This is a genomic window from Pseudomonas sp. 18-147 (assembly GCF_051048045.1).
Taxonomy (GTDB): domain Bacteria; phylum Pseudomonadota; class Gammaproteobacteria; order Pseudomonadales; family Pseudomonadaceae; genus Pseudomonas; species Pseudomonas aeruginosa.
This window is the reverse complement of sequence record NZ_CP182296.1, coordinates 1392301-1406576: the sequence shown is the minus strand read 5'-3', so window position 1 is coordinate 1406576 and position 14276 is coordinate 1392301. Positions and strand designations below refer to the sequence as shown.

The 14276-nt window shown below is 65.3% G+C and carries 15 protein-coding genes; 1 reads left to right on the top strand and 14 read right to left on the bottom strand.

What is annotated here, in order from left to right:
- Positions 1 to 51: 51 nt before the first annotated feature.
- Both ACM0M4_RS06945 and ACM0M4_RS06940 read right to left on the bottom strand, forming a co-directional pair.
- Positions 52 to 384 (bottom strand): DUF5629 family protein, encoded by a 333-nt coding sequence (locus ACM0M4_RS06945; RefSeq protein WP_003092770.1) that lies wholly within the window; start codon positions 382 to 384, stop codon positions 52 to 54.
- A gap of 53 nt (positions 385 to 437) precedes the next feature.
- Positions 438 to 893: a hypothetical protein gene (locus ACM0M4_RS06940; RefSeq protein WP_003107363.1), complete on the bottom strand. Its 456-nt coding sequence runs from the start codon at positions 891 to 893 to the stop codon at positions 438 to 440.
- A 180-nt stretch (positions 894 to 1073) separates the two neighbouring features.
- Between ACM0M4_RS06940 and ACM0M4_RS06935 the strand changes: the two genes are divergently transcribed.
- Positions 1074 to 2024, top strand: coding sequence for an aldo/keto reductase (locus tag ACM0M4_RS06935; RefSeq protein ID WP_003107361.1), 951 nt, complete (start codon positions 1074 to 1076; stop codon positions 2022 to 2024).
- An 87-nt stretch (positions 2025 to 2111) separates the two neighbouring features.
- Here the strand turns inward: ACM0M4_RS06935 and ACM0M4_RS06930 are convergent, their stop codons facing one another.
- The 12 genes from ACM0M4_RS06930 to ndk form a co-directional block, all read right to left on the bottom strand.
- Entirely contained in the window at positions 2112 to 2699 is a 588-nt protein-coding gene (locus tag ACM0M4_RS06930; protein WP_003113804.1) for a YidB family protein, read from the bottom strand.
- Between the two features lie 133 nt (positions 2700 to 2832).
- Positions 2833 to 3627 carry an amidohydrolase gene (locus ACM0M4_RS06925; RefSeq protein ID WP_003106646.1) on the bottom strand — a complete coding sequence of 265 codons (795 nt, stop codon included), beginning with the start codon at positions 3625 to 3627 and terminating at the stop codon, positions 2833 to 2835.
- Positions 3615 to 4763, bottom strand: a complete 1149-nt coding sequence (locus tag ACM0M4_RS06920; protein ID WP_054376246.1) for a pyridoxal phosphate-dependent aminotransferase — start codon at positions 4761 to 4763, stop codon at positions 3615 to 3617. Before ACM0M4_RS06920 ends, ACM0M4_RS06925 begins: the two co-directional genes overlap by 13 nt.
- 296 nt (positions 4764 to 5059) lie before the next feature.
- The gene (gene der, locus ACM0M4_RS06915) at positions 5060 to 6541 is read right to left on the bottom strand and encodes a ribosome biogenesis GTPase Der (RefSeq protein ID WP_003092786.1); all 1482 of its coding nucleotides are present in this window, start codon (positions 6539 to 6541) and stop codon (positions 5060 to 5062) included.
- 77 nt (positions 6542 to 6618) lie between these two features.
- Positions 6619 to 7761 (bottom strand): outer membrane protein assembly factor BamB, encoded by a 1143-nt coding sequence (gene bamB / locus ACM0M4_RS06910; protein ID WP_003092789.1) that lies wholly within the window; start codon positions 7759 to 7761, stop codon positions 6619 to 6621.
- Position 7762: 1 nt separating this feature from the next.
- Positions 7763 to 8407, bottom strand: coding sequence for a YfgM family protein (locus ACM0M4_RS06905; RefSeq protein ID WP_003109782.1), 645 nt, complete (start codon positions 8405 to 8407; stop codon positions 7763 to 7765).
- Between the two features lie 26 nt (positions 8408 to 8433).
- Positions 8434 to 9723, bottom strand: a complete 1290-nt coding sequence (gene hisS / locus ACM0M4_RS06900) for a histidine--tRNA ligase (RefSeq protein WP_054376244.1) — start codon at positions 9721 to 9723, stop codon at positions 8434 to 8436.
- Between the two features lie 18 nt (positions 9724 to 9741).
- The gene (ispG, locus tag ACM0M4_RS06895) at positions 9742 to 10857 is read right to left on the bottom strand and encodes a flavodoxin-dependent (E)-4-hydroxy-3-methylbut-2-enyl-diphosphate synthase (protein ID WP_003092800.1); all 1116 of its coding nucleotides are present in this window, start codon (positions 10855 to 10857) and stop codon (positions 9742 to 9744) included.
- Positions 10854 to 11897, bottom strand: coding sequence for a RodZ domain-containing protein (locus tag ACM0M4_RS06890; protein WP_054376242.1), 1044 nt, complete (start codon positions 11895 to 11897; stop codon positions 10854 to 10856). The genes ispG and ACM0M4_RS06890 overlap by 4 nt, the downstream gene beginning before the upstream one ends.
- Entirely contained in the window at positions 11894 to 12652 is a 759-nt protein-coding gene (gene pilF / locus ACM0M4_RS06885) for a type 4a pilus biogenesis protein PilF (RefSeq protein WP_003092804.1), read from the bottom strand. The genes ACM0M4_RS06890 and pilF overlap by 4 nt, the downstream gene beginning before the upstream one ends.
- 17 nt (positions 12653 to 12669) lie before the next feature.
- On the bottom strand, positions 12670 to 13809 hold the full coding sequence (rlmN, locus tag ACM0M4_RS06880; protein ID WP_003092809.1) for a 23S rRNA (adenine(2503)-C(2))-methyltransferase RlmN: 1140 nt from the start codon (positions 13807 to 13809) through the stop codon (positions 12670 to 12672).
- A 24-nt stretch (positions 13810 to 13833) separates the two neighbouring features.
- Positions 13834 to 14265, bottom strand: a complete 432-nt coding sequence (gene ndk, locus ACM0M4_RS06875) for a nucleoside-diphosphate kinase (RefSeq protein WP_003092811.1) — start codon at positions 14263 to 14265, stop codon at positions 13834 to 13836.
- Positions 14266 to 14276 lie beyond the last annotated feature (11 nt).

Genomic DNA, 14276 nt, shown 5'->3' with positions numbered 1-14276 from the left:
AGGGAGCCAGGCGGCTCCCTTTTTTCATGGGCATCTTTCAGCTGAGTCGCTTCACTCATCCTCGCCGCTGGCGCTGACCGCTCCCAGGCAACGGAGCTGGTACGCCCCCTCCCCTGTGGTCAGGCGCCAGGACTCACCATCGGCCTGGGGCTCGGCTTCCATCACCGCGTTGTAGGAAAAACGCCACTCGCGACGGGTGCGTCCATCCAGGCTTTCCACCGCCAGCACCCAGTCTTCGCTGGCGAACGGCTGGTCGGCTTCCGCCGCCAGGTCCGCCTGGTCCAGCAGGTTCTCGTTGAGTTCGAAGCGCCAGGCGTGCAGACCGTCGATCTCGAGCATGTCGGCGGTTTCCAGTTCATCGAGCAGGTAGCGTTGTGTAGTCATGGCCAGTCATCGCGGATAAAGAACTCATGATAAGGCAAAGCGCGGGCTGCCCCTCACACCACCAGCATCACCACCGGGATCGCTACCGACAGGACCACCAACATGAACAGCAGGCCGATCCCCGCCGCCCGCCAGTTGGAAATGAACGCTCCGCCCGCTGCCTTGTGGCTATCCAGGGCCGGACCGAAGGCTGATTTGGCGTAGTAGACCATGCCGAATATCTGCGCCACCGTGAAGCCGATCGAGGGGATGTTCTCCGGCAGTATCGCGCCCAGAACTGGCAGCAGGACAAACAGGCAGAGGCCGACCAGCCAGGTTTTCCCGACTTCCTGCGCCCGTCCCAGGCGACGGAGATTCACCGCCGCGAGGAAGGCACCGGCCAGGGGCGTGCCGATGAAGGTACCCAGACCGATCGCGGAAAGCCTGTACAGCGGCTCGCCATGGGTGGCGTCAGGCTCGTCCAGGCGGGCCTCCGGTGGGCGGAACGGATTCTCGGTGTCGCTGTTCATGCGTGTGCTCCCTGCGGATCTTTACTGAAGCTTTACCAGGGCCGGCATTGGAAAATCCCGGCAACCGGCAGAGTCTATAGGACGCTGCGCGCCGGCTGAACATTCCGCACCCGCCGGGAGTCACAGCAAGACGTGCGAACGAAAGCGCCCACACAGGACCGCACTCAGGAGGGATGACGCATGACCACACGCAAACTCGGCAACTCCGGCCTGGAGATACCGGCACTGGTATTCGGCGGCAACGTCTTCGGCTGGACTGCCGACGAAAGCACCTCCTTCAGGCTGCTGGACGCCCTGCTCGACGCCGGCCTGAACTGCATCGACACCGCCGACGTATATTCGCGCTGGGTTCCCGGGCACCAGGGCGGCGAGTCGGAAACCCTCATCGGCAAGTGGCTGAAACGCACCGGCAAACGCGACCGCATGGTGATCGCCAGCAAGGTCGGGATGGACATGGGCAATGGCCACAAAGGTCTCTCCGCCGCCTATATCGAGCAGGCCCTGGAGCGCTCGCTACGACGCCTGCAGACCGACTACCTGGACCTCTACCAGTCGCACACCGACGATCCCCACACCGACCTGGAGGAAACCCTTTCCACCTATGGCGAACTGATCAAGAAAGGCAAGGTACGGGTCATCGGCGCCTCCAACTACGACGCCCGGCGCCTCCTCGAAGCACGCCAGGTCAGCGCCCGGCTTAACCTGCCGAGCTACCAGAGCCTGCAACCCGAATACAACCTGTACGATCGCGCCGACTACGAGACCAACCTGGAGCCGACGGTGGAAGAACTCGGTATCGGGGTGATCAGCTACTACTCGCTGGCCAGCGGCTTCCTCAGCGGCAAGTACCGTAACCAGGCCGACACCGCCGGGCGAGCCCGGGGAGAGAAGGTGAAGGGTTATCTCAACGAGCGCGGCGTGGCCATCCTCGCGGCGCTCGACGAAGTGGCCGAGCAGTACAACGCCAACCCGACCCAGGTCGCCCTGGCCTGGCTCATCGCTCGTCCGACGGTGACCGCGCCGATCGCCAGCGCCACCAGCCTGGAACAGCTCGACGACCTGATCGCCGCCACCCACCTGAAGCTCGACGAACAGGCGATCCACCGCCTGGACAGCGCCAGCGCCTATTGACCGACCTGCCGTCGAGGGCGGCCTCGCCCCGTTGAGTGGAGCGGATAACCGTATCGCGGCTATCCGCTCCGCATCGACGGGAAAGCCTTAGCTGAAGCGCGCCAGCAGCGAACCGATGTCCAGGTCGCCCTGCGGCGCCTGGCCGTCCGGCGTCAGCTTGTTGACCAGTTCCGGCAGCAGGCTGCTCAGGTGTTCGGCCGCCTCGCCCTGGCTGACTCCGGCGGAGTCCGCCAGTTGCTGCAATTGACCGTCGCCGAAGACCCGGGAAATGTCCGCCGCCGACACCGACTGGTTCGGCCCTCCGCCGATCCAGGAATTCAGGGCATCACCCAGGCCTGCGTTCTGGAGCATCTGGAACAACCCGCCGAGTCCGCCCAGTGAGCCGGCCTCCACGCCCGGCGCCGCCTGCCCGGCACCGCCCGCGGCGCCACCGAGCAGATCGCCGAGGACGCCACCCAGCCCGCCGCTCGCGGCCCCGCCGCCGGCACCACCAAGGATGCTGCCCAGCGAACCGAGCAGACCACCGCCATCGCCACCGCCCTGTGCCGCACCGCCCTGGCGCGACATCAGCATGGTCACCAGCCCGATCAACAGGGCCACTTTCGGATCGCGAGCACCTCCCTGTCCTTCAGAGCCACCCAGCGCCGAACCGAGAATCGAATCGAGCAGTCCCATTGGTCTTCCTCCTGATCTGATGCCCACGGCGCGGCGCCGCGGGATACGGGTAACTCCATTCCCGGCACTGCGCCATCATGCGCAGCGCCGGGTCATGGCCTCGGACATCGACCGGAAGCGGACGTTCCGGCACTCAAGGATGGATTTCGAAGCGATCCGCGTCCATGTAGGCCGGGAAACGCTGGCGATAGGCCGCCAGTGCCGCCGCGTCCAGCCGGACGCGGAACACGCCGTCGGCGTCCGCCGCGTTGAACAGGCTGTCGCCCTGGAAGTCCAGGACCTGGCTATCCCCAGCGTAGCGCAAGGCGTTGCCGTCTTCGCCGATACGGTTCACCGCCACCACGTAGCAAAGGTTCTCGATCGCCCGCGCCGGCAGCAGGCGGTTCCAGTGCTGTCGACGAGGCGCGGGCCAGTTGGCGGTGTAGAGCAACAGGTCGGTGTCGTGCGGGTCGCGGCTCCACACCGGGAAACGCAGGTCGTAGCAGATCAGCGGGCGCACCCGCCAGCCCTTGAGTTCGAACAGTTCCTGGCGTTCGCCGGGACTGTAGTGCTCGTGTTCGCCGGCCATGCGGAACAGATGGCGCTTGTCGTAGTGCAGCATCTCGCCGTCCGGACGCGCCCAGAGCAGGCGGTTGCGATGGCTGCCGTCGGCGAGCTGGACGATCAGGCTGCCGGTGACCACCGCGCCAAGGCGCCGGGCCTGCTCCAGCAGCCAGGCATGGGTCGGCCCCAGTTCGGGCTCGGCCTGCTCGGCCGAAGCCATGCTGAAACCCGTGGTGAACATCTCCGGGAGGACCACCAGGTCGGCACCGGCGGCGCTCTCCAGCAGGGCGGCGAAATGCTCGCGGTTGGCCTGGGCGTCGTGCCAGACCAGGGAGGATTGGACCAGGGCGATGTCCAGGTCCGGCAGAACCGTCAGATCGCGCATAGCTTTTCCGCTGCCTGACGCAGCGTCTCCTCGCGTTTGGCGTAACAGAACCGGACCAGCCGCATGGCGTCCGGAGCCTTTTCATAAAACACCGAAACCGGGATCGCCGCCACTCCGTGTTCGCGGGCCAGCCACTCGGCCATGGCCACGTCGTCCAGGTCCGGACGGATGGCCGAATAGTCCACGCACTGGAAGTAGGTGCCCGGCGCACGGGTAAAACGGAAGCGAGAGTCCAGCAGCAGGTCGCAGAACAGGTCGCGCTTGGCCTGGTAGAAGCCGGGCAATTGCCGCAAGTGCTCCGGATGGCCGGCCATGTAGTCCGCCAATGCCCATTGCAGCGGCGTGACGCCACAGAAGTTGACGTACTGGTGAACCTTGCGCAGCTCCGCGCTGAGCGCCGGCGGCGCGACCACGTAGCCGGTCTTCCAGCCGGTGACGTGGTAGGTCTTGCCGAACGAACTGACCACGAAGGAACGCGGATACAACTCGTCGTGGGACAGCACGCTGGTATGGGCGACACCGTCGAACACCAGGTGCTCGTAGACCTCGTCGCTGATCAGATAGATATCCCGGTCGCGGATCAGCGCGGCCAGGCGGTCCAGTTCCTCGCGGCTGATCAGCGCGCCGCTGGGGTTGTGCGGGGTATTGATGATGACCAGCCGGGTACGCGGCCCGATGGCCTCGGCCATGCGCTGCCAGTCGATGGAGAAGTCCGGCAGCGCCAGCGGCACGTGCACGCAACGCCCGCCGGCGAGTTGCACGGAGGGTTCGTAGCTGTCGTAGGACGGGTCGAGTACCACCACTTCGTCGCCCGGATGGACCAGCGCCTGGATCGCGCTGAAGATCGCCTCGGTCGCCCCCGGCGTGATGGTCACCTCGCTGTCGGCGCTCACCCGGCGTCCATAGAACTGCTCGATCTTCTTCGCCACCTGCTCGCGCAGGGCCGGCAAGCCGGTCATCGGCGCGTACTGGTTGTGCCCGGCGGCGATATGCCGGCCTACCGCCTCGCGCAGCTCCGGCGGACCGTCGAAATCGGGAAAGCCCTGGGAGAGGTTGATCGCGCCACACTCGGCGGCCAGTTGCGACATGCGGGTGAAGATGGTGGTGCCGACATTCGGCAGCTTGCTCTGAATCATCGGGACTTCCTGCAGAGACTCGCCGGACGACAGCCCGGCCAGACGGGTGGCAGGGCAGGATAGCCGATCCGGGAGCGACGCTGCAGGGGCACGCCTTAGAAAAAACCGTGGCCGCTTCAGGACAGAGGGGAATATGCGCCAGGCGATGGCGCAGGACGAATAACCGCCTCGCGATCATTCGTCGCCACGACAGGGCATCGGCGGTCAACGCCGGCGGCCTGGTTCTACAGCCGCGGCCAATGAAAAAGGCCCGACAGGGATACCCGCCGGGTCTTTCGACGAAGGAAACGCCACCCTCAGCGGCGCTTGTCCTTCTTCTTCTTCTCGGCTTTCTTGTGGTGCGACATCAGCCGGCGCTTCTTGTTGACCTGGCGCGCGGTGAGCGAGTTCTTCTTGCCCTCGTAGGGGTTCTCGCCGCCCTTGTACTCGATGCGGATCGGCGTACCGACCAGCTTCAATACCCGCCGGTAGGTCTTCTCCAGGTAGCGAGTATAGGCCTTCGGCACCGCGTCCACCTGGTTGCCGTGGATCACGATCAGCGGCGGGTTGGCGCCGCCCAGGTGCGCGTAGCGCAGCTTGATCCGGCGACCGTTGACCATCGGCGGCTGGTGCACCTGCACGGCGTCCTCGAGGATGCTGGTCAGGCGGCTGGTCGGCCAGCGGGTCACCGCCGAACGGAAGGACTCCTGGACCGACTTGTAGAGATGGCCGACGCCGGTGCCATGCAGGGCCGAAATGAAATGGATGTCGGCGAAGTCGACGAACAGCAGGCGCCGCTCCAGTTCGGTCTTCACGTAGTCACGCTCGGCCGCCTCCATGCCATCCCACTTGTTCAGGGCGATGACCAGGGCACGGCCGGTCTCGAGGACGAAGCCGAGCAGGTTGAGGTCGTGCTCGACCACCCCTTCGCGGGCGTCCATGACGAAGATCACCACGTTGGCGTCCTGGATCGCCTGGAGGGTCTTCACCACCGAGAACTTTTCCACCGCCTCGAAGATCTTGCCGCGACGCCGCACGCCAGCGGTGTCGATCAGGGTGTACTTCTCCTCGTTGCGCTCGAACGGGATGTAGATGCTGTCGCGGGTGGTGCCGGCCTGGTCGTAGACGATCACCCGCTCTTCGCCGAGCATGCGGTTGACCAGGGTCGACTTGCCCACGTTGGGCCGGCCGATGATGGCGATCTTGATCCCGTCCTTCTCGCTGGGACCGGGAATCCGGGTCGGTTCCTCGCCTTCGGCGACCTCTTCGCTCGCCGGCTCGCCCTCGCCTTCTTCCTCCGCGTTGTCCTTGGGGAAGATCCCCAGGGCTTCCTGCAGCATATGGTTGATGCCGCGACCGTGGGCGGCGGCGATCGGCAGCGCATCGCCCAGGCCCAGCGGGCTGAACTCGGCGCGAGCGAGATCGGGATCGATGGTGTCGACCTTGTTGGCGATCAGGAAGCTGCGCTTGTTCCGCTTGCGCAGGTGCTCGGCGATCATCTGGTCGGCGGCGGTCATGCCGGCGCGCGAATCGACCAGGAAAAGGACGGCATCCGCCTCCTCGATGGCCTGCAACGATTGCTCGGCCATTTTCGCATCGATGCCTTCCTCATCGCCGGAGATGCCTCCGGTATCGATGACGATATAGGTGCGGCCCTGCCAGCGCGCCTCGCCGTACTGGCGATCGCGGGTCAGGCCTGCGTACTCCGCCACGATGGCGTCGCGCGACTTGGTCAGGCGGTTGAACAGAGTGGACTTGCCGACGTTCGGGCGACCCACCAGGGCAATAACGGGAACCATGCGGCTCTCCACGAGAATTCAGAAAACACAAAGGCCGCTGACGTCGGACGGCAGCGGCCGGACACTTGAAACCCAGTCTAGCGGATGGTGTAGGCGACGAGCTTGCCACCGTTGCCGAACACGTACATCCAGCTCCCGACCACCAGCGGACGAACCCGCACGCCATCGCTGTCGACCCGCTCGCGACCGACGAAGCGACCGTCCACCTGGCTCAGCAGATGCACATAGCCTTCCAGGTCGCCGACCACCACGTTGCTGGAGAACACCGCCGGAGCCGACAGTTGGCGACGCGCCAGGGCGTCGTTGTTCCACAGCGAAGAAGCGCCGCGCGAATCCAGGCCTTCCACCGAACCGCTGGCCTGGCTGACGTAGATATTGCCGAAGCCTTCGGCGACGCCGACGTAGCTCGACGCTTCGCGCTGCCAGAGCAGGCGGCCGCTGTTCACGTCCAGCGCCGCGGCACGGCCCTGGTAGCTGACCACGTAGAGGGTGTCGCCGGACAGCAGGAGGCCGCCGTCGATGTCCACCACGCGATCCAGTTCGGAACGCCCCTGGGGAATCGCTACCCGCTGCTCCCAGATCGGCAGGCCGCGCTGTACGTCGACCGCCACCACCTTGCCGCTGGCCAGGCCAGCCAGGGCCATGTTGCCGGCGATCAGCGGCGCGCCGGTGCCGCGCAGGGTCAGCACCGGCACGGTGCTTTCGTAGATCCAGCGCTGGTCGCCGCTGGCCGCATCGAGGCCGATCAGCTTGTCGTCCTGGGTCTGCACCACCACCACGTCGCCGTTGGTGGCCGGCGCCGACAGCACTTCGCTGTTGACTCGCTTGGTCCACTTCTTCTTGCCGGTAGCTTCGTCGAGGGCGATCACGTCACCGCGCAGGGTACCCACCAGCACCAGGCCGTAGCCAACGCCGACACCGCCGGAAACCGGACGCTCGAGGTCCTTCTTCCAGAGCACGTCGCCGGTCTCGCGCTGGATCGCCATCACCCGCCCTTCGGCGGACGCGGCGTAGATGGTGGAACCATCGACGGCCGGTTCGAGCAGGTTGTACAGGTCGCCCTGGCCATCACCGACCGAGCGGCTCCACTGCTTGCTCAACACGACTTCCTCTTTGAAGTCGGTCAGTTCGGCGGGTGGGAGTTCCTTCTTGCTGTTGCTGCTGCAACCCACGACCGCCAGGGCCAGGGCGAGCAGCGCCGCGTGTTTCCATTGCACCATCTCAGGCCTCTCCCTTGGACAGGTCGTCGAGCTTGATCTGCAGGGCATCGCCGGCACCGTCTTCGGGCAGCGACTGCTTGGCTTTCTCGTAGGCCGCGCGGGCCTCGTCGGTGCGCTTGAGCTGCACCAGCAGGTCGCCCTTGAGCTCCTCGCGGGTAGAGACGTAGGCCTTGTCGGCATCGCCTTCGAGCAGCTTCAGGCCTTCCTCGACCTTGCCCTGGGCCGCCAGGACCCGGGCCAGGCGCTGCCGCGCCAGTTCGCCGAGGGTGGCGTCGGCCGGCTTGTCCATGACCGCCTTCAGCTCGGCAACGGCGTCATCCAGCTTGCCGCTGTCGACCGCGACCTTGGCCACGAACAGGCTGCCGTACTGGGCATAATGGGTGCCGCCGAACTCGCTCTTCAGCTTGCCAGCCAGCTCCGCCACCTTCGCCGGGTCCGGCTGGCCGGCCGGATTCAGCGCGGTTTCGATCAGTTGCTGGTAGACGATCGAGGCGCCCTGCGCCTGGTTGGTCTGGTACTTCTGCCAGGCCTGCCAGCCGAATACCACTGCCAGCGCGAGGATGCCGCCGGTGACCAGGGGCTTGCCGTTGCGCTGCCACCAGTCCTTGATCTGCGCCAGGTCTTCGTCTTCGGTACGCGATGTCACCCCAATCACTCCTATTCTTTATGTTCTCAAGCCTGTGCCAGACAGGCTGCCAGGTGCTCGGGCAGAGCATCCCAGGCAATGCTTTGTTGCTCGCCCTCGTCACGCAGGGGCTTGAAACCTACCACGCGATTGGCCACCTCGTCCTCCCCGAGGATCAGGGCAAAGCGCGCGCCGCTCTTGTCGGCCTTCTTGAACTGGCTCTTGAAGCTACCGGCGCCGGCGTTGACCAGCAGGCGTATGCCGGGAATGGCGCTGCGCAATTGTTCGGCCAGGGTCAGGGCGGCCAGCTCTGCCGGTTCGCCGAAGGCGCAGACGTAGAGGTCGGCCGGACGGTTCAGTTCGGCGGGGATCACCCCCAAGGTTTCCAGCAGCAGCACCAGGCGTTCCACGCCCATGGCGAAACCGACGCCCGGGGTCGGCTTGCCGCCGAACTGGCTGACCAGCCCGTCGTAGCGGCCACCGCCGCAAACGGTGCCCTGGGCGCCAAGCTTGTCGGTTACCCACTCGAAAGCCGTGCGGCAGTAATAGTCCAGGCCGCGCACCAGCTTCTGGTTGATTTCGTAGCGCAGTCCGACAGCATCCAGGCGGGCCTTGAGACCCTCGAAGTGGACGATCGATTCTTCGTCGAGATAGTCGTGCAGGGTCGGCGCGCCGATCAGCAATGCCTGGGTGCTCTCCACCTTGCTGTCGAGGATTCGCAGCGGATTGGTGGTCATGCGCCGCTGGCTGTCTTCGTCGAGTTGCTCGAAGCGCTCCTGCAGATAGGCCACCAGGGCCTCGCGATAGCGTGCGCGGGCCTCGCTGGAGCCGAGGGTGTTGAGCTGCAGGGTCACCGCGTCGGCCATGCCGAGCTTCTGCCACAGGCGCCAGGTGAGGATGATCAACTCGGCGTCGATGTCCGGACCGGGCAGGTTGAAGACTTCCACGCCGATCTGGTGGAACTGCCGGTAGCGACCTTTCTGCGGTTTCTCGTAACGGAACATCGGCCCGGTGTACCAGAGCTTCTGCACCTGGCCACCGCCGCTCAGGCCGTGCTCCAGCACGGCGCGCACGCAACCGGCGGTACCTTCCGGACGCATGGTCAGGGATTCGCCGTTGCGGTCGAGGAAGGTGTACATCTCCTTGTCGACCACGTCGGTGCCTTCGCCGATGCCGCGGGCGAAGAGTTCGGTGAACTCGAGGATGGGCAGGCGGATCTCGCTGTAGCCGTAGCCGTCCAGCAGGCCGGCGAAGGTGCGTTCCAGATAGCGCCAGGCCGGAGTCTGCTCCGGCAGGATGTCGTTCATGCCACGAATGGCTTGCAGGGACTTGCTCACGTAGGGTCCTTAAACGGGTCAGCCGCGGGCGATCAGGCTCGCATCGGCTTCGGCCTTCTCGGCCGCCTTCTGGCGGATCAGCCGTTCCAGCTCGTCCACCAGGTTGTCGTTGGTCAGTTTCTGCGACGGCTTGCCGTCGATATACACCAGGTTCGGAGTGCCGCCGGTGAGGCCGACATGGGCCTCCTTGGCTTCGCCCGGACCGTTGACGACGCAACCGATCACGGCCACGTCCATCGGTACCAGCAGGTCCTCCAGGCGCCCTTCCAGCTCGTTCATGGTCTTCACCACGTCGAAGTTCTGCCGCGAACAGCTCGGGCAGGCGATGAAGTTGATGCCACGGGAGCGCAGGTGCAGGGACTTGAGGATGTCGAAACCGACCTTGATCTCCTCGACCGGATCGGCAGCCAGAGAAATCCGGATGGTGTCGCCGATTCCCTCGGCCAGGAGCATGCCCAGCCCCACCGCCGACTTCACCGTGCCGGAGCGCAGGCCGCCGGCCTCGGTGATGCCCAGGTGCAGGGGCTGCTCGATCTGCCTGGCCAGCAGGCGATAGGCGGCGACGGCCATGAAGACGTCGGAGGCCTTGACGCTGACCTTGAAGTTCTGGAAGTCCAGCTTGTCGAGATGATCGACGTGGCGCATGGCCGATTCGAGCAGGGCTTCCGGGGTCGGTTCGCCGTATTTCTTCTGCAGGTCCTTTTCCAGCGAACCGGCATTGACGCCGATACGGATCGGGATGTTGCGCTCGCGCGCGGCATCGACCACGGCCTTGACCCGGTCCTCGCGACCGATGTTGCCCGGATTGATGCGCAGGCAGTCCACTCCCAGCTCGGCGACGCGCAGGGCGATGCGATAGTCGAAGTGGATGTCGGCGACCAGCGGCACGTTGACCTGCTGCTTGATCTTGCCGAATGCCTCGGCGGCGTCCATGTCGGGGACGGAAACCCGCACGATGTCCGCGCCGGCATCTTCCAGGCGGCGGATCTGCGCGACGGTGGCAGCGACGTCGCAGGTCTCGGTGTTGGTCATGCTCTGCACGGCGATCGGCGCATCGCCGCCCACCGGGACGTTGCCGACCCAGATTTTCCGAGACTTGCGGCGAATGATCGGAGAAGCGCTATGAATGCTCATTGTCCTACCTTCAGACGGGCCGTTTCGCCGCGGACGAAGGGGGTCACGTCCACCGGCTGGCCGTTGTAGCTGACCTGGGCGCCGCGAGCGAAACCGAGGCGCAGCTCCAGCGGGGCCTTGCCGGCCAGTTCCAGGCTGTCGCCCTTGCGCTTCAGCGCGCTGACCAGGACCTTGCCGTTGGCGTCGGTGACCTGGGTCCAGCAATCGGCGACGAACTGTACCTTGACCACCCCCTGGCCCTCGCCGGCCACCACGGGCGCGGCGGCAGGTTCGCTCGGCGCTGGCGGGGCGGCCGGACTGGCCGTCGCCGGAACGGCTGGAGCAGTACCGGGAGCGGGAGCCGTGCCGGCAGGCGCGGCGGTAACGGGCTGCTGGGGCGCGGCGGGGGTGCCCTGGGCCGGAGCGGCGGGAACCTGCGCGCCCTCGCTCGCCACCGGCGGCGAACCCTCGGCCTGGGCGGCGACTTCCGGAGAAACCTCGGCGGGCGCTTGCTCGCCTTCCTTCTGCGCTTCGATCACCGCCTGGTCTTCAGGCTCGTCCAGGGTATGGATCTCGGTGGTGCCGTCGGCGCTTTCCACTTCGACATGCTCGAGGCTCAGACCGGCGGTTTCCGGCGTGCGCGCGGAATGCTCCTGCCACCAGAAGTAGCCGAAGCCGATCAGCAGGGCGAGCAGTAACAGACTGACGATACGCAGCACGTTGCGCGACAGGCGCACCGGCTCGGCGACCCGTCCCAGGCTCTGTACGGTGCTGCCGCTGGCATTGGTGCCGGTGAAATGGTCGAAGCTGTTGACCAGCTCGGCCTGGTCGAGGCCCATGAGCTTGGCGTAGGCGCGGATGTAGCCGCGCGAGAAGGTGTGCCCCGGCAGCTTGTCGAACGCGCCGTTTTCCAGCTGACGCAGCGAACTCTCGGTCAGGTTCAGTTGCCCGGCCACCTGCGACAACGACAGGCCCTTCTGCTCGCGCGCCTGGCGCAGGGTTTCCCCGGGGTTCTGACGGGAAGCGGTGGCTACGACTTCGGGCTGCGGCGCTTTCATCATTTTTCCGCCTGGAATTCCTGATATTCGGGAGAGCCTGGGTACAGGCGTTTCAACTGCAGGCCATAGCTGGCGGCCGTGTCGCGGTCCTCGAAGACCTTCGCGAGACGAATGCCCAGCAACAGGCTGCGGGCGTTCTGCCCGCCGCCCTGGGCAAAGAGATCATAGTACTGGCGAGCCGGCACGTACTCGCGCTCCTTGTAGAGCAGGTCGGCCATCTCCAGCGCGACGCTGGGCTGGTTACGGTTCAGACGCAGGGATTTCTCGAAGTACTCCTTGGCCTGGGCCGGTTTCTTCATTTGCAGCGAAACCAGGCCGAGGTTCTCGAAGACCCGCGAGCGCTCGGGATAGAGGGTGTCCTGGCTGGCCTCCAGGAGACGCTGGTAGGCCTCCTCGTAGCGCTTCTGCTCGTAGAGGAAACCGCCGTAGTTGTTCAGTACCCGGGCATTGCGGCTATCGCTGGCGAGCGCCTTGCGGTACTCCTCGTCGGCCAGCTTGGGCTCCATCTCGGTCTGGAACACCACCGCCAGCGCGGCATGCGCGTCGGCGCTGGAAGGGTCGATCTCGAGGGCCTTGCGCAGCGGCACCTTGGCCTGCTCGGTGTTCCCCCGCTGGAGATAGCCGAGGCCGAGCTGGATATAGGCATCGCGCGCCTCGTCACGGCCCTTGTCGGTTTTCAGGGGATTCTGATCTCCGCTCGTCACGCAGCCTGTCAGCCCAACTGCCAACAGGAACACCAGCGCGGCGCGTACAGTCATCGGAACCCTCCTCTCACTCAATTTCGATTCGCCGCCGACTCGGACTCGGCCAGTTGGCGCACGGCAATATAACGTTCGCTCCGGCGGGTACGATCCATGACCTGGCCGACCAGTTGGCCACAGGCCGCGTCGATGTCGTCGCCGCGGGTGGTACGCACGGTCACGTTGAAACCGCCCTTGTGCAACATGTCCTGGAAACGCCGGATGGCATTGTTGCTCGGGCGCTCGTAGCCGGAGTGCGGGAATGGATTAAACGGAATCAGGTTGATCTTGCAAGGCGTGTCTTTCAGCAATGCGATCATCTGCTCAGCATGCTCGGGCTGATCGTTGACATCCTTGAGCAGGGTGTACTCGACGGTCAGCACGCGCTTCTCGCCGAGCCGGGAAATATACCGGCGGCAGGCATCCAGCAGCATGCCCAGCGGATACTTCTTGTTGATCGGTACCAGCTTGTTGCGCAACTCGTCGTTCGGTGCGTGCAGCGACAGGGCCAGGGACACGTCGATCACCTCGCCGAGCTTGTCGATCATCGGCACCACGCCGGAGGTGGACAGGGTCACCTTGCGCTTGGAAATACCGTAGCCGAGGTCGTCCATCATGATGTTCATGGCGGCGACCACGTTGTCGAAGTTCAGCAGCGGCTCGCCCATGCCCATCATCACGACATTGGTGATGGCGCGGTCGATCTTGGCCGGAACGGTACCGAACGACTTGTTGGCGATCCACACCTGGCCGATCACCTCGGCGGCGGTGAGGTCGCTGTTGAAACCCTGCTTGCCGGTGGAGCAGAAACTGCAATCCAGGGCGCAGCCCGCCTGGGAGGACACGCACAGGGTGCCGCGTCCGCCCTGGGGGATGTACACGGTCTCGACGCAACTACCGGACGCCACCCGGACCACCCACTTGCGGGTGCCGTCGGCGGAGATGTCCTGGCTGACGATCTCGGGACCGCGTATCTCGGCTGAGGCCTTGAGCTTTTCGCGCAAGGCCTTGCCGACGTTGGTCATGGCGTCGAAATCGTCGACGCCAAAGTGGTGAATCCACTTCATGACCTGGCCGGCCCGGAAACGCTTCTCGCCGATGGACTCGAAGAACTGTTCCAGCTGCGGCTGGGTCAGGCCCAGCAGGTTCACCTTGCCGGCGGTGGTCGTTGTCATGGCTTCACCCTCACCCACGCTCGATCAGCGAATGCGCTCGCAGACTTCGGTAGCCGCGAAGAAGTAGGCGATCTCGCGAGCGGCGGAAGCTTCGGAATCGGAACCGTGGACGGCGTTCTCGTCGATGGAGACGGCGAAGTCGGCGCGGATGGTACCGGCGTCGGCTTTCTTCGGATCGGTGGCGCCCATCAGCTCGCGGTTCTTGGCGATGGCGTCCTCGCCTTCCAGGACCTGGACTACAACCGGACCGGAAGTCATGAAGGAAACCAGGTCCTTGAAGAACGGACGCTCTTTGTGCTCGGCATAGAAGCCACCGGCTTCACGCTCGGACAGCTGAACCATTTTAGCGGCGACGACGCGCAGGCCGGCTTTCTCGAAGCGGGTCAGGATTTCGCCGATCACGTTCTTGGAAACGGCGTCCGGCTTGATGATGGACAGGGTGCGTTGCAGTGCCATTGGTAAAACTC

What these genes read in the sequence shown, in the direction of transcription:
- ACM0M4_RS06930 (WP_003113804.1), bottom strand. Translation starts at nt 2,699, where the DNA reads ATGGGACTGCTCGATTCGATTCTCGGTTCGGCGCTGGGTGGCTCTGAA.
- bamB (WP_003092789.1), bottom strand. Translation starts at nt 7,761, where the DNA reads ATGGTGCAATGGAAACACGCGGCGCTGCTCGCCCTGGCCCTGGCGGTC.
- rlmN (WP_003092809.1), bottom strand. Translation starts at nt 13,809, where the DNA reads ATGACAACGACCACCGCCGGCAAGGTGAACCTGCTGGGCCTGACCCAG.
- pilF (WP_003092804.1), bottom strand. Translation starts at nt 12,652, where the DNA reads ATGACTGTACGCGCCGCGCTGGTGTTCCTGTTGGCAGTTGGGCTGACA.
- ACM0M4_RS06920 (WP_054376246.1), bottom strand. Translation starts at nt 4,763, where the DNA reads ATGATTCAGAGCAAGCTGCCGAATGTCGGCACCACCATCTTCACCCGC.
- ndk (WP_003092811.1), bottom strand. Translation starts at nt 14,265, where the DNA reads ATGGCACTGCAACGCACCCTGTCCATCATCAAGCCGGACGCCGTTTCC.
- ACM0M4_RS06925 (WP_003106646.1), bottom strand. Translation starts at nt 3,627, where the DNA reads ATGCGCGATCTGACGGTTCTGCCGGACCTGGACATCGCCCTGGTCCAA.
- ACM0M4_RS06935 (WP_003107361.1), top strand. Translation starts at nt 1,074, where the DNA reads ATGACCACACGCAAACTCGGCAACTCCGGCCTGGAGATACCGGCACTG.
- ACM0M4_RS06890 (WP_054376242.1), bottom strand. Translation starts at nt 11,897, where the DNA reads ATGATGAAAGCGCCGCAGCCCGAAGTCGTAGCCACCGCTTCCCGTCAG.
- ispG (WP_003092800.1), bottom strand. Translation starts at nt 10,857, where the DNA reads ATGAGCATTCATAGCGCTTCTCCGATCATTCGCCGCAAGTCTCGGAAA.
- der (WP_003092786.1), bottom strand. Translation starts at nt 6,541, where the DNA reads ATGGTTCCCGTTATTGCCCTGGTGGGTCGCCCGAACGTCGGCAAGTCC.
- ACM0M4_RS06945 (WP_003092770.1), bottom strand. Translation starts at nt 384, where the DNA reads ATGACTACACAACGCTACCTGCTCGATGAACTGGAAACCGCCGACATG.
- ACM0M4_RS06940 (WP_003107363.1), bottom strand. Translation starts at nt 893, where the DNA reads ATGAACAGCGACACCGAGAATCCGTTCCGCCCACCGGAGGCCCGCCTG.